This window comes from Burkholderia sp. LA-2-3-30-S1-D2, from assembly GCF_001523915.2.
Classification (GTDB): Bacteria; Pseudomonadota; Gammaproteobacteria; order Burkholderiales; family Burkholderiaceae; genus Burkholderia; species Burkholderia diffusa.
This window is the reverse complement of sequence record NZ_CP013384.1, coordinates 640,685-653,870: the sequence shown is the minus strand read 5'-3', so window position 1 is coordinate 653,870 and position 13,186 is coordinate 640,685. Positions and strand designations below refer to the sequence as shown.

The 13,186-nt window shown below is 67.9% G+C and carries 12 protein-coding genes and 1 riboswitch; of the genes, 7 read left to right on the top strand and 5 right to left on the bottom strand.

Features of this window, described 5'->3' with window-relative positions; genetic code table 11:
* Positions 1-6: 6 nt before the first annotated feature.
* Positions 7-1,647 carry a gamma-glutamyltransferase family protein gene (locus WS66_RS15650; RefSeq protein ID WP_059607593.1) on the bottom strand — a complete coding sequence of 547 codons (1,641 nt, stop codon included), beginning with the start codon at positions 1,645-1,647 and terminating at the stop codon, positions 7-9.
* 221 nt (positions 1,648-1,868) lie between these two features.
* Between WS66_RS15650 and WS66_RS15645 the strand changes: the two genes are divergently transcribed.
* Positions 1,869-2,648: a DeoR/GlpR family DNA-binding transcription regulator gene (locus tag WS66_RS15645; RefSeq protein WP_040141834.1), complete on the top strand. Its 780-nt coding sequence runs from the start codon at positions 1,869-1,871 to the stop codon at positions 2,646-2,648.
* A 302-nt stretch (positions 2,649-2,950) separates the two neighbouring features.
* Positions 2,951-3,148: a hypothetical protein gene (locus WS66_RS15635; RefSeq protein ID WP_059607743.1), complete on the top strand. Its 198-nt coding sequence runs from the start codon at positions 2,951-2,953 to the stop codon at positions 3,146-3,148.
* Positions 3,149-3,237: 89 nt separating this feature from the next.
* Here the strand turns inward: WS66_RS15635 and WS66_RS15630 are convergent, their stop codons facing one another.
* On the bottom strand, positions 3,238-3,606 hold the full coding sequence (locus WS66_RS15630; protein WP_059607595.1) for a hypothetical protein: 369 nt from the start codon (positions 3,604-3,606) through the stop codon (positions 3,238-3,240).
* A 162-nt stretch (positions 3,607-3,768) separates the two neighbouring features.
* On the opposite strand from WS66_RS15630, the gene glpD reads away from it, so the two are divergent.
* The 4 genes from glpD to WS66_RS15610 all read left to right on the top strand — a co-directional run bounded on the left by glpD (position 3,769) and on the right by WS66_RS15610 (position 8,655).
* Entirely contained in the window at positions 3,769-5,292 is a 1,524-nt protein-coding gene (gene glpD, locus WS66_RS15625) for a glycerol-3-phosphate dehydrogenase (RefSeq protein ID WP_059607596.1), read from the top strand.
* Positions 5,293-5,397: 105 nt separating this feature from the next.
* Positions 5,398-6,900, top strand: a complete 1,503-nt coding sequence (gene glpK, locus WS66_RS15620) for a glycerol kinase GlpK (protein WP_059607599.1) — start codon at positions 5,398-5,400, stop codon at positions 6,898-6,900.
* A gap of 90 nt (positions 6,901-6,990) precedes the next feature.
* Positions 6,991-7,707 carry an MIP/aquaporin family protein gene (locus WS66_RS15615; protein WP_059607602.1) on the top strand — a complete coding sequence of 239 codons (717 nt, stop codon included), beginning with the start codon at positions 6,991-6,993 and terminating at the stop codon, positions 7,705-7,707.
* Positions 7,708-7,968: 261 nt separating this feature from the next.
* Positions 7,969-8,655 carry an HAD family hydrolase gene (locus tag WS66_RS15610; protein ID WP_059607745.1) on the top strand — a complete coding sequence of 229 codons (687 nt, stop codon included), beginning with the start codon at positions 7,969-7,971 and terminating at the stop codon, positions 8,653-8,655.
* A gap of 90 nt (positions 8,656-8,745) precedes the next feature.
* Here the strand turns inward: WS66_RS15610 and ribB are convergent, their stop codons facing one another.
* The 3 genes from ribB to WS66_RS15595 form a co-directional block, all read right to left on the bottom strand.
* A complete protein-coding gene (gene ribB, locus WS66_RS15605) occupies positions 8,746-9,456 on the bottom strand; it encodes a 3,4-dihydroxy-2-butanone-4-phosphate synthase (protein WP_059607604.1) in 711 nt (236 codons plus the stop codon).
* A gap of 118 nt (positions 9,457-9,574) precedes the next feature.
* Positions 9,575-9,723, bottom strand: a riboswitch (FMN riboswitch).
* Positions 9,724-9,907: 184 nt separating this feature from the next.
* Positions 9,908-10,591, bottom strand: a complete 684-nt coding sequence (locus tag WS66_RS15600; protein WP_059607606.1) for a helix-turn-helix domain-containing protein — start codon at positions 10,589-10,591, stop codon at positions 9,908-9,910.
* A 212-nt stretch (positions 10,592-10,803) separates the two neighbouring features.
* Positions 10,804-11,979 (bottom strand): MFS transporter, encoded by a 1,176-nt coding sequence (locus tag WS66_RS15595; protein WP_059607608.1) that lies wholly within the window; start codon positions 11,977-11,979, stop codon positions 10,804-10,806.
* Between the two features lie 147 nt (positions 11,980-12,126).
* Between WS66_RS15595 and WS66_RS15590 the strand changes: the two genes are divergently transcribed.
* Positions 12,127-13,059, top strand: a complete 933-nt coding sequence (locus WS66_RS15590) for a LysR family transcriptional regulator (RefSeq protein ID WP_059607610.1) — start codon at positions 12,127-12,129, stop codon at positions 13,057-13,059.
* Positions 13,060-13,186: the final 127 nt, after the last annotated feature.

The window sequence follows — 13,186 nt, the reverse complement described above, 5'->3', positions numbered from 1 at the left end:
GTTCCGTCAGAAACCGGCCGCGAGACCGTCGCGGCGGCTGTCGCTCGCGGCCACGTAGCCGCGCTCGGGATCGTCGCGATCGAGCCGCCACACGAACTGCCCCGAGCCGAAATCCATGTAAGGATCGTCGATCGACTTGATTGTATGACCGCGCGCGGCGAGCGCATCGACCGTCTCGCGATTCATCGTCGACTCGACGTCGAGCGTGAAGTCGCGATTGACCTTCCAGCGCGGCGCGTCGCAGGCGGCCTGCGGCTGCTGCCCGTAGCCGAGCATCCGCACGACGGTCTGCAGATGGCCTTGCGGCTGCATGTCGCCGCCCATCACGCCGAAACTCATCGCCGCCTCGGTGCGGCCATCGACTTCCTCGGTGACGAACGCCGGGATGATCGTATGAAACGGCCGCTTGCCGCCCGCGACCACGTTCGGCGACGCCGGGTCCATCGAAAAGCCATGCCCGCGGTTCTGCAACGCAATGCCGGTACCCGGCACGACGAGCCCCGAACCGAAACCCATGTAGTTCGACTGAATGAAGCTCACCATCATCCCGCGCTCGTCCGCCGCCGACAGATAGATCGTGCCGCCCGAATGCGGCCGGCCGGCAGCGAAGTGCGTCGCGCGCGCGCGATCGATCAGCTTCGCGCGTTCCGCGAGATACGCGTCGTCGAGCATCTGCGCGGGCGTCACGTCCATCGCGCGCGGATCGGCGACGTAGCGATAAACGTCCGCGAACGCGAGCTTCATCGCCTCGATCTGCAGGTGCTGCGAGTCGGCCGAATCGACCGGCCATTCGGCCACGCCCGCATGTTCGGCGATCCCGAGCGCGATCAGCGCCGCGATGCCCTGCCCGTTCGGCGGAATCTCGTGAATCGTGTGGCGGCCGAAGCGCTTGCCGATCGGCTCGACCCATTCCGGCCGGTACGCACGCAGGTCGGCTTCGGTCAGCGCGCCGCCACCTTCGCGCGCGAATGCCGCGATCTGCCCGGCGAGCGCGCCCTCGTAGAACGCGCGCGGACCGTCCTTCGCGAGGGTGCGCAGCGTCCGCGCGTGGCCCGGCAGGCACATGCGCTCGCCGACGAGCGGCGCGCGCCCGCGCGGCATGAAGGTATCGGCGAAGCCCGGCAGCGCCTGCAGTTCGGGCACCGCGGCCGCCCACTTGTGCGCGACGATCGGCGACACCGAATAGCCGCGCTCGGCGATCTCGATCGCCGGCTCGAGCAGGTCCGCGAACGGCAGCGAACCGAACTTCGCGTGCAGCGCTTCCCAGCCCGCGATCACGCCCGGCACCGTGACGGTATCCCAGCCGCGCGTCGGCTTGTTCGCGACGCCGCGTGCGTCCTCGCCGTGGCGCTGGCGGAAGTATTCGGGGTTCCACGCGGCCGGCGCGACGCCCGACGCATTCAACCCCGACAGCCGCTCGCCGTCCCACACGAGCGCGAACGCATCGCCTCCGAGCCCGCACGACACGGGCTCGACCACCGTGATCGCGGCCGCCGCGGCCAGCGCCGCATCCACGGCATTGCCGCCCTTCCACAGCATTCGCAGACCGGCCTGCGCCGCGAGCGGGTGCGACGTCGACACGACGTTGCGCGCGAACACCGGAATGCGGGTCGTCGGATACGGGTTGTGCCAGTTGAAGCCAGTCATCGGTTGCACCTCGTCGAAAGCTGAATGAACGCGCCGGACGCACGACCGGTGCGCGCGGACAGTCCGCCATTGCAGCGCGATCCGCGCGATCGCACAAATTCATTTGTCACATGAATACATGTGCTTTACGCATGAATTCCGCACAGTGATATGCCGGAGGCCGGTCGAACGCGCTTCCCGCCCTTACAATACCCGCTCCGCCTCACGATGACCGCCGAGCCATGACCCGAGATCCCCGCCTCACCCTCAACGCGCGCCAGCAGGAACTGCTCGAATGGGTGCAGCGTGACGGCTTCGTGACCGTCGACGATCTCGCCGCGCACTTCGCGGTCACGCCGCAGACGATCCGCCGCGACGTGAACTGGCTCGCCGACCTGAACCTGCTGCGCCGCTACCACGGCGGCGCGAGCCTGCCGACCAGCTCGGAGAACGTGTCGTACACCGCGCGCCAGCGGATGTTCCACGACGAGAAGCGGCGCATCGCGGCGCTCGCCGCGTCGCACATACCCGACCAGGCATCGCTGTTCATCAACCTCGGCACCACGACCGAGGAAGTTGCGCGCGCGCTGAACCGCCACCATGGGCTGCACGTGATCACGAACAACCTGAACGTTGCGTCGATGATGAGCGGCTACCCCGACTGCGAGGTGCTGATCACGGGCGGCATCGTGCGGCCGTGGGACAAGGGGATCGTCGGCGAACTCGCGATCGACTTCATCCGCCAGTTCAAGGTCGACTACGCGATCATCGGCACGTCGGCGATCGAGGCCGACGGCACGCTGCGCGACTTCGACACGCGCGAGGTGCGCGTGGCCGAGGCGATCATGCAGCATGCGCGCACGGTCTACCTCGTGGCCGACCATTCGAAGGTCGGCCGCCCCGCGCTGGTGCGCCAGGGCCATCTGAGCCAGGTGCACGCGCTCTTCACCGACAAGCCGCTGCCCCCCGAGATGGCCGATACGGTGGCGGCCGCCGGCACCCAGGTGTACGTCGCGGAATGACCGCACCGATGCTGCACCGCACCCGAAACTTCAAGTGAAATCAAGAAGTTGGCGTCGCAAGCAAACCGCTTGCGCGCGGCCCGGCTGTCAAAGGGAAAATTAACGGGGCACGATTTGTCGTTGCCCGCGCGCTCGACTAGACTCCAGTTCCCCGGCCCGTTCGACCGTTCCGCCTGTGCCAGGGCGCGGACGAATGACATGGCCGGCGAATACAGCTTTCCCCCCAAGCCATATCCCGATGGGTATCGCGCGTCGGTTTTTACGCCGGCCGCGCGGGCTGACTGGTCGCCATGGAGAGAACGATGCTGAGTCCGCATGAATTCGCCACGCTATTGCTTGTGAAAGACGCCCCCGATCAAACCAACATGGATCGGGACGAGATCGACGCACTGCTCGAACAGCAGCTCGTTCGCCTGGAAGCACTCGGATCGGGGCGCAAATACTGCGTGACCGAAACCGGCGACGCCGCGCTGCGATCCATCAAATACCGATATTCGTAAAACCACACCGTTCCTGACCTGACCGCGCGGCCCGGATTCCGGGCCGCGCGGCCGTTCCCGCACCCGCCGCCAGCGCGCCGCGGCCTGCTTCAGCCGCCGCGCAACGTCGGATCGACCGCCGCCCGCCAGCTGATGGCCTGCGCACGCGCGCCGTTGAAATACGCGATCCAGCCGGCCCGCGCCGCCGCATCAGGCGCCGCATAGTGCGTCGAAAGTTCGTTTACGAACGCACAATAGTTCGCTTCGGTCAGCCCGCGATACCGTTTCGCCACATACGCGTCGTACAGCGTCGCGTAGACCGGCTGCGCGTCCGCGCCCCAGTCGCGCGCCGTGCCGCCGCACGACGTCTGCAGGTCGACGAACGACGGCGTTCGCCAGTTGCCGACGAGCGGCGGCATGCCGGCGCCGCACCCCGCCAGAAGCACGGCGCACACGCCGGCCCACATCCCAATACGCATGATTCACCTCGCGAAACGGTCGATTCCGCCAGTATCGTCCGGGATCGTGTCGCGCGCTACTGGCCCCGCTTTTTCGAACTTTACTTTTTCGATTTCGTTCGTTAAATTTCGAATTCGAACATTTTCTGTTCACCCATTTCCCTCAGACGATAAGGACAGCAGGTGACCCAACCGAATCGCTACGATCTGCTCGTCGTCGGCGGCGGCATCAATGGCGCTGGCATCGCGCGCGATGCGGCCGGCCGCGGCCTGTCGGTCATGCTCTGCGAGCAGGACGATCTCGCGTCGCACACGTCGTCGTCCAGCACGAAGCTGATTCACGGCGGCCTGCGCTACCTCGAGTACAACGAGTTCGGGCTCGTGCGCAAGGCGCTGCAGGAGCGCGAGACGCTGCTGCGCGCGGCGCCGCACATCATGTGGCCGCTGCGCTTCGTGATGCCGCACATGCCGAACCTGCGTCCGGCCTGGCTGATCCGCATCGGCCTGTTCCTTTACGATCACCTCGCGAAACGCGAACTGCTGCCCGGCTCGCGCGGCATCGACATGCGCCGCCATGCGGCGGGCGCACCGCTGATCGATTCGATCAAGCGCGGCTTCGTCTATTCGGACGGCTGGGTCGACGACGCGCGCCTCGTCGTGCTGAACGCGATGGATGCGAAGGAGCGCGGCGCCGAGATCCTGACGCGCACGAAGCTGGTGTCCGCCGAACGCCGCGGCGACGAATGGGAAGCGCGGCTGCAGCACGCCGACGGGTCGATCCGCGTCGTGCATGCGCGCGCGATCGCGAACGCGGCCGGCCCGTGGGTCGGCGAAGTGCTGCACGGCGCGCTCGGCCGCGGCGCGCACCACAGCGTGCGGCTCGTGAAGGGCAGCCACATCATCACGCGCCGCCTGTTCGATCACGACCACGCGTACATCTTCCAGAACCCGGACAAGCGGATCATCTTCGCGATTCCGTACGAGCACGACTTCACGCTGATCGGCACGACCGACGTCGAATACACGAACGATCCCGCGAAGGTCGCGATCGATCGCGACGAGACGCAGTACCTGTGCGACTCGATCAACCGCTACTTCAAGCGCAAGATCTCGCCGGCCGACGTGCACTGGACCTACTCGGGCGTGCGCCCGCTGCTGGAAGACGAGAACGCCGCGAACGCATCGGCCGTCACGCGCGACTACCGTCTCGAGCTGGACGACGGCGCGGGCGCCCCGCTGCTGTCCGTGTTCGGCGGCAAGATCACGACGTTCCGCAAGCTCGCGGAAGAAGCCGGCGACATGCTGTGCCGCGCGCTCGGCCGCGACGCGAAGACCTGGACGGCCGGCGTCGCGCTGCCGGGCGGCGACATCGCCGATGCGAAGTTCGACGCGTTCGCCGCGCAGTTCGCGAAGCGCCATCCGTGGCTGCCCGCCGCACTCGCACGCCGCTACGCGCGCGCGTACGGCACGCGCGCGGAACGCGTGGTCGACGGCGCGACGTCGCTCGCCGACCTCGGCGCCGAGATCGCGCCGGGCATCCACGATGCCGAACTGCGCTACCTGCGCGACGCCGAATGGGCGACCTGCGCGCAGGACGTGCTGTGGCGCCGCTCCAAGCTCGGCCTGCACGTCGCGCCGGGCACGCTCGACGCCGTGACGGCCGCGGTCGACGCGTGGTTCGCCGCCGTACATGCGCCGCACGCATGATTCGTTTGCAGTTGCATTTGCCTGACCGATGTTGATTCACCGACGCGCCGCGTAACATGCGGCGCGCATCACAACTACGCCAATCCACGGATGGAGATGAGAGACATGCAGGATCAGTACATCCTCGCGCTTGACCAGGGCACGACGAGCTCCCGCGCGATGCTGTTCGATCGCCAGGGCAACATCGTATCGATCGCCCAGAAGGAATTCGAACAGATCTACCCGCAACCCGGCTGGGTCGAGCACGACCCGCAGGAAATCTGGTCGACGCAAGCGGGCGTCGCCGCCGAAGCGGTCACGCGCACGGGCCTGAACGGCACGTCGATCGCCGCGATCGGGATCACCAACCAGCGCGAGACGACGATCGTCTGGGATCGCGAGACGGGCCAGCCCGTCTACAACGCGATCGTGTGGCAGGACCGCCGCACCGCCGACTTCTGCGATGCGCTGAAGAAGCAGGGCCTCGAAGCCAAGGTGCGCGCGAAGACCGGCCTGCCCATCGACTCGTACTTCTCCGCGACCAAGATCCGCTGGATCCTCGACAACGTGCCGGGTGCGCGCGACAAGGCGCGCCAGGGCAAGCTCGCGTTCGGCACCGTCGACAGCTGGCTCGTGTGGAACTTCACGAAGCACGAACTGCACGTGACCGACGTGACCAACGCATCGCGCACGATGCTGTTCAACATCCACACGCGCGAGTGGGACAGCGAGCTGCTGGAACTGCTCGACATCCCGCGCAGCATGCTGCCGGAAGTGAAGGCGTCATCGGAAATCTACGGCCATACGAAAACCACGGTGTTCGCGTCGAAGATCCCGCTCGCGGGCATCGCCGGCGACCAGCACGCGGCGCTGTTCGGCCAGATGTGCACGACGTCGGGCATGGTGAAGAACACCTACGGCACCGGCTGCTTCCTGATGATGAACACCGGCGACAAGCCGATCGAATCGAAGAACAACCTCGTCACGACGATCGCCTGGCAGATCGGCGACGACGTGCAGTACGCGCTCGAAGGCAGCATCTTCATCGCGGGCGCGGTCGTGCAGTGGCTGCGCGACGGCGTCGGCATCATCAAGTCGGCCGCCGAGATCGAAGCGCTCGCCGCGAGCGTGCCGCATACCGACGGCGTCTATCTCGTGCCGGCGTTCGCGGGCCTCGGCGCGCCGCACTGGAACGCACGGGCGCGCGGTTCGGTGTTCGGCGTCACGCGCGGCACGACGTCCGCGCACCTCGCGCGCGCGGCGCTCGACGCGATCGCTTACCAGTCGCTCGACGTGCTGGCCGCGATGGAAGCCGACTCCGGCATCAGCATCGGCGAACTGCGCGTCGACGGCGGTGCGAGCGCGAACAATCTGCTGATGCAGTTCCAGGCCGACCTGCTCGGCGTCGACGCGGTGCGACCGCAGATCACCGAGACGACCGCGCTCGGCGCGGCCTACCTCGCGGGCCTCGCGATCGGCTACTGGAAGAACCTCGACGAAGTTCGCAGCCAGTGGCAGCTCGATCGCCGCTTCTCCCCGTCGATGCCGAAGGATCAGGTCGAGCGCTGCATGGCCGGCTGGCAACGCGCGGTGCGCGCCGCCAAGGCGTGGGCCGACGACACGCAGTAACCCGCGGCAACCAGAAGCAATCCGAACGAATTAAAACAACACCGGCGGACCGCGCGACGCGCGAGTCCGCCGTCATCTACGAGAGACAACATGTCACCTTATATTGCGGAATTCATCGGCACGGCGATCCTCGTGCTGCTCGGCAACGGCGCGGTCGCAAACGTGCTGCTCGCGAAGACCAAGGGCAAAGGCGCGGACCTCATCGTGATCGTCATGGGCTGGGCGATGGCGGTGTTCGTCGCCGTCTACGTGACCGCGTCGTTCAGCGGCGCGCACCTGAACCCGATCGTCACGATCAGCCTCGCGCTCGCGGGCAAGTTCGCATGGTCGAAGGTCGGCGGCTACATCCTCGCGCAGATGCTCGGCGGGATGGCCGGCGCGCTGCTCGTGTGGCTCGCGTATCGCCAGCACTTCGCGAAGGAGGTCGATGCGGACCTGAAGCTCGCGGTGTTCTGCACGGCGCCCGCCATCCGCAGCACCACGCACAATGTGCTGACCGAAGCCATCTGCACGTTCGTGCTGATCCTCGGCGTGCTGTACCTCGCGTCGCCGCAGGTCGGTCTCGGCGCGCTCGACGCACTGCCCGTCGGCCTGCTCGTGCTCGGCATCGGCATCTCGCTCGGCGGCCCGACCGGCTATGCGATGAGCCCGGCGCGCGACCTGTCGCCGCGCATCATGCACGCGCTGCTGCCGATTCCCGGCAAGCGCGACAGCGACTGGCGCTATGCGTGGGTGCCGGTGATCGGCCCGCTGCTCGGCGGCGCCGCGGCGGCCGGCCTGTATCTGCACCTGCACGCGATGGCCTGATCGCGGGTTCGATCGAGCTCGATCCCGAGCACGCGGCAGCAACTGCCGCGTGCTTCCGCCTCCCCCTTCCGCCCTGCTTTCGTCACACGATCGACAACGCGCCCGCCTCGCTCTCGCCGGGCAACGCCGCGGTGACGCCTCGGCCTGACGGAGTGCGTAGTCGGGACGGGACGCAGGCGCCGAACGGCTCGCGGTGCGACTTCGAAAGCACGTATCATGGCGGGATGCTCGGCGTCGCCGACACCCCGCTTCTTCACCATCATGCTCGATCACCTTATCTGCGACTGCGACGGCGTCCTCGTCGACAGCGAAGTCATCGCCGACCGCGTGCTGTTCGAAACGCTGTCCGCCACCTTCCCTCACCTCGATTTCGAAGACGCCGCGAAGTCCGCCTTCGGCCAGCAGACATCGCGCTTTCTCGCCGGGCTCGAAGCGCGTTTCGGCATCCGGATGCCCGACGACTTCATCGAGACCGTCGAGCGCAACATCGAGACCGGTCTCGCACAATCGCTCGCGCCGATCAGCGGCGTGCGCGACGCGCTGCTGAAGGTCAGCCTGCCGGCCGCGGTGGTATCGAACAGCCGGCTCGTGCGCGTGCGCAGCTCGCTGAAGCGCGCATCGCTCACCGAAATCTTCGGCGATCGCGTGTTCAGCTCCGAGCAGGTCGCACGGCCGAAACCCTATCCCGACGTCTACCTGCACGCGGCGCAGACGCTCGGCGTCGCGCCGACGCGCTGCATCGTCGTCGAGGACAGCGTGTCGGGGTTGAATGCCGCGCGTGCGGCGGGGATGAAGACGATCGCGTTCGTCGGCGCGAGCCACATCCCCGACAACTACGCGGATGCGCTGCGCGCGATGGGTATCACGCGGATCATGCGCAGGATGAATGAACTGCCGGCGCTCGTCGAAGCCGGCCTGCGCGGCGAATTTGGCGACGTGCAGTCCTGACGGACGGTCGCGCCGGAGCCACATGACCGGCGTGCGGCTCGATGCGCACGCCGTCCCGCGGGCGCATCGGCGCGCCCGCTACACCGATCGTCAGGCCGGCTCGCAGCAGCGCTCGCGCGCGGCCGCCAGCGCCTCGCGGAATTCGACGAGTTCCGCGATCGTCAGCATCGGCAACCCGTGCTGCTGCGCGAAACGCTCGACGTCCTCGCCGCGCGTCATCGTGCCGTCCGGATTCATCAGCTCGCACAGCACGCCCGCCGGCTTCAGGCCAGCGAGGATCGACAGATCGACCGTCCCTTCGGTGTGACCGCGGCGCGCAAGCACGCCGCCCGGTTGCGCACGCAGCGGAAACACGTGGCCGGGACGCACGATGTCATACGGCTTCGCATCGTCGGCGATCGCCGCGCGGATCGTCGTCACGCGATCGGCCGCAGACACGCCGGTATGCACGCCTTCGCGCGCCTCGATCGACACGGTGAACGCGGTGCCGTTGCGGCTCTCGTTGGTCTGCACCATCGGCGGCAGCTCGAGCGCGCGGACCTTGTCGTCGGTCAGGCACAGGCACACGATGCCGCTGCACTCGCGGATCAGGAGCGCCATCGTCTCGGGCGTGATGCGCTCGGCGGCGACGATCAGGTCGGCCTCGTTTTCACGGTCGTGATCGTCCTGCAACACGACCGCGCGGCCCGCGCGCAACGCGTCGAGCGCGGCGGCGATGCGCGACGGCACCGGTTCGGAATCGAGCAACGGGAGATCGGCAAAGGCGTCGGCGGGTGCCGACGAAACGGACATGAAGGACATGTGAAACGCTCCTCGCAATTACGATTTGGGCGAAAAACGTTTCAGGGCATTGCAAACAGACAGAACGACAACCCGCTTCACACGCATGGCAAAGCGGCCCTGACGGACATGACTATCTACACATCTTCTCTCATCCGGACTGTGACCGTCGGCTCTGGTATTCGACCAGATCTGCTGACCCCGCGCGGATGCGCGGGCGCTCGCGGGCTCGCCGGCTAACGCCAGCCTACCGCCGGTGGGGAATTTCGCCCCGCCCTGAAGACGCACTGATTACCGGCCGGGGTCTACCCCAAAACCGGCGGGCCAAGCATACATCAGCTGCGCACGCGGCGCAGCGAACCACACTTAAAACCTTACTGACGACTCCGTCCAACGGCATCGTCCGAACGGCCGACACCGGGCCTGCACGCCGTCCTGAACGGAACCGGCGCCGGCCCTGCGAGCCGCGCGTTCAGCCGGCCGCGTGCGGGGCGTCGGGCACGAGCCAGCGCGGCGGCACCTCGAGGCTCACCGTCACGCGGAACGCGCGCGCCTCGCTGTCGCCCGGATTGCGCAGGCTGTACGGCTGGTCGGCGTCGAACACGATCGCGTCGCCGGTCGCGAGCAGCTGGCGCCGATCGTGCACGCCGACTTCGAGCGTGCCTTCGCTGACGACCAGGTTGACCGTCGTGCCGGGCGCGCGGCGCGCGCCGGGTTCCGTGTGCAGCGGCGCGATCCGCAGCTCGTGGAATTCGGCCGCGGCAGGCTCGCCTTCCGGATACAGCGCGCGCGCCGAGAAGCGGCCGTTCGAGCTGACGACGCGCGCCGCGCGCTCGGCCGCCAGATGCTCGAAGCCGTTCACCGCATGACGGCGCAGGAACGCGGCGACCGATACCTTCAGCGCCGCGGCGATCTTGCAGAGCACCTTGATCGACGGCACGCTGCGCGCGGATTCGATCTGCGCGAGCATCGCGCGCGACACGCCGGACAGCCGCGCGAGCGCATCGAGCGACAGCTGCCGCTCGGCGCGCAAGCGCGCGAGATTCACGCCGACGACCTGCTCGAGGACGTCGAGCGACGCGGACGTCCGCGCGTCGGCGGCATTGCCGGACTCGAAGGAAGACACGTCGCGCACCAGCGCCAGGGGTGAAGACATAACATGGCCTCCGGGCCGCCGCGCGGCCCTGCGAATGGGGTTAGCCGGAATCGGGTTGCGCCACGAACGGCGCGTATCGAGACGCTATCACCCGGCCCCGACCCGGCAAACGAAGTTATCTTCACACCGTTATCAGCATCGCGGAGGAAAGCGTTTCTCGCGAACCTTTTCCTGTCGCCATAGCGCCGGCACACCGCCGCCCGGTGCACCGCTCAATGCGCGGCCGGTGCCGCGCAGCGCGCCGGTGCGCGGGCATCGAGCCGCATCGCGAGCCACGTGACGACGAGCGCCGCGAACGTCACCGCGACGGCGACCCACGGCAACGCATCGAGCGCAAAGCCGTGTCCCAGCGCGAGACCGCCGAGCCACGCGCCGCCCGCGTTGCCGACGTTGAACGCGCCGATGTTCAGTGTCGACGCGAGATGCGGCGCGCTCGCGGCCTTTTCGACCACGCGGGCCTGCAGCGGCGGCACCGTCGCGAACGCGGCGATCCCCCAGACGAATACGGTCACCGCGGCCGCGACCGGCAGGTGGCTCGTCTTCGCGAATACGGCCATCACGGCCATCAGCGCGACCAGGATCGCGATCAGCGACGGCATCAGCGCGCGGTCGGCGAGCCTGCCGCCGAGCGTGTTGCCGACCGTCAGCCCCGCGCCGAACAGCACGAGGATCAACGCGACCGCACGCGGCGAATAACCGGTGACGGTTTCGAGGATCGGCGCGATGTACGTGAACACGACGAACACGCCGCCGAAGCCGAGCACGGTCATCAGGAGCGCGAGCCAGACTTGCGGCTCCTTCAGCACCCGCACTTCGTGGCCGAGGCCGACGGGCCCGCTGTCGTGGCGGTTCGGCACCAGCAGGGCGACGCCGCCGAGCGACAGCACGCCGAGCGCGGCGACGATCCAGAACGACGCACGCCAGCCGAGCAACTGGCCGACGAACGTGCCGAACGGCACGCCGAGCACGTTCGACAGCGTGAGGCCCGTGAACATCAGCGCGATCGCGCTCGCGCGCTTGTCGGCCGGCACGAGCGACGCGGCCACCACCGCGCCGATCCCGAAGAACGAGCCGTGCGCGAACGACGTGACGACGCGCGCGACCATCAGCATCGCGTAGCCGGACGCGGTCGCGCACAACACGTTGCCGACGATGAAGATCGCCATCAGCAGCTGCAGCGCGGCCTTGCGCGGCATGCGGCTCGTCAGCACCGCGAGCAGCGGCGCGCCGACCGCGACGCCGAGCGCGTAGCCCGTGACCAGCAGGCCGGCCGACGGCAGCGACACGGCGAGGTCGTGCGCGACTTCGGGCAGGAGTCCCATGATGATGAATTCGGTGGTGCCGATGGCGAAGGCGCTGATCGCGAGCGCCAGTAACGGTATGGGCATGACGTTCTCCGAAAGAGCGGCGGACGCGGCATCCGGTCGGTACCGCACCGCACAAAAAGCGGGATGTGCGCGCATTGTCCCGAATACGCCTATCTTTGATAATTGGCGCGGCATTTGAACCATTTTCAAAAGATTGTGGAAAATCCGATGGATCGACTAGGCGACATCCGGCTGTTTGTCGAGGCGGCGGAACTGGGCAGCCTGTCCGCGGCAGGGCGCAAGCTGAACCTCACGCCGGCCGCCGCGAGCGCGCGCCTCGCGAAGCTCGAGGCGAAGGTCGCGACGCGGCTGTTCGAGCGCTCGACGCGGCAGCTGCGCCTCACCGACGAAGGCCGGCTCTACCTGAACTGCTGCCGGCAGGCGCTGCAGGCGCTCGACGACGCACACGCGCTACTGCAGGAAGGCCGCAACGTGGTGGCCGGCAAGGTGCGGCTGTCATCGACGTCCGATTTCGGCCGCAATCAGCTGCTCGACTGGCTCGACGAATTCACCACGCTGCATCCGGGCGTCACGTTCTCGCTGACGGCGTCCGATTCGTCGTCGAACCTGTGGCAGGACGAGATCGACCTCGCGATCCGCTTCGCCGCCCCGCCCGACGGCGCGCTGATCGCACGCCGGCTCGCCGCGAACCGGCGCGTGCTGTGCGCGGCGCCGTCGTTCGTCGAGCGCCACGGCGTGCCGGCCGATCCGCACGATCTGGCCCGCTTTCCCTGCAACGTGATCACGATCGCGTCGGGCCCGATGAACACGTGGCGCTTCACGCGCGGCGACGAGGTACAAACCCACACGGTGCCGGTGTCGACGGCTTTCGAGACCAACGACGGCGGCCTCACCCGCGAATGGACGCTGCGCGGCCACGGCATCGCGCTGAAGTCGCTGTGGGACATCGCCGACGACGTGCGCGCCGGCCGGCTGCGCGTGCTACTGCCCGACTGGCGACACCAGGACGCGCCGCTGCACGCGCTCTATCACGGCAAGCGCTACATGGCGCCGCGCGTGCGCGTGCTGCTCGACTTCCTCGCCGAACGCTTCGCGCGCGAGGAAGCGGCGCTCGACGACCTGCTGAACGCGTGCCGCTGAAGGTTGCCGCGCCGCCATATCGGGGTCGGAGTTCAATGAAAGGCGTCGCGCGGCAGCAACCTGCCGCCCGCCCGGAGCAGCGCGTAAAGCTATAATGGAAAGCTTTCCCGACGGCTTTTCATGCATG